Annotated in this window: 1 protein-coding gene; it reads left to right on the forward strand. The window is 77.7% G+C overall.

Going from position 1 to position 873, the window contains the following annotated elements; all coding sequences use genetic code 11:
- A partial coding sequence (locus KS423_RS46370) for an amidohydrolase family protein (RefSeq protein WP_224285645.1) occupies positions 1–832 on the forward strand: 832 nt, incomplete at its 5' end.
- Positions 833–873: the final 41 nt, after the last annotated feature.

Consider the following 873-nt stretch of genomic DNA (forward strand, 5'->3'; position numbering starts at 1 on the left):
CGGGGTGACCGGGCTCGCCGAGGTGCGCGAGCGGCTGGCCGGCGTGCTGGACGTCCAGCTGGTGGCCTTCCCGCAGCACGGGGTCCGGCGGATTCCCGGAGCGGGCGCGCTGCTCGCGGAGGCGGCGGCGAGCGGGCTGGTCGACGCCATCGGCGGGATCGACCCGGCGGGCTTCGACGGCGCCCCGGCCGAGGGTTCCGCCGGCGAGGGGCCCGCCCAGCTGGAGCTGCTGTTCGGTCTGGCCGAGCAGCACGGACTGCGCCTCGACATCCACCTGCACGACCGGGGCGAGCGCGGCCTCGGCCCGCTGCGCGACATCGCCGCGCGGACCAGGGCGGCCAAACTGGCCGGGCGGGTGGTCGTCAGCCACGCCTTCTGCGTCCCCGAGCTGACCGGCGACCCGCTCGCCGACCTCGCGGCCGAGCTGGCCGAGTCCGGCGTCGGCCTCACCACCGTGGCGCCCTCGGCCCACCAGGTGCTGCCGTTCCGTGAGCTGCGGGCGCACGGGGTGCGGGTCGGGCTCGGCTCGGACGGCGTGCGCGACTCGTGGAGCCCGTACGGCAACGCCGACATGCTGCACCGCGCCCACCTGCTCGGCTGGACCACCGACGCCCGCACCGACGAGCAGCTGGCCGACTGCTTCGCCCTGGCGGCCGACGGCGGCGCCGAACTGCTGGACCTGCCGGCCGCCACCCTGAAGCCGGGCTCGCCCGCCGACTTCATGCTGGTGACGGGCGAGTGCCTGCCGCAGGTGGTGATCGACCTGCCGGGGCGTGAACTGGTGGTCCGCGCGGGCCGGGTGGTGGCGCGGGACGGGCGGCTCACGGGCTGATCGGCGCCGCGGGGCGGTGCCGGCCGCCGAGGGCCGCCGCA

Source organism: Streptomyces sp. LS1784 (assembly GCF_020103755.1).
Taxonomy (GTDB): Bacteria; Actinomycetota; Actinomycetes; order Streptomycetales; family Streptomycetaceae; genus Kitasatospora.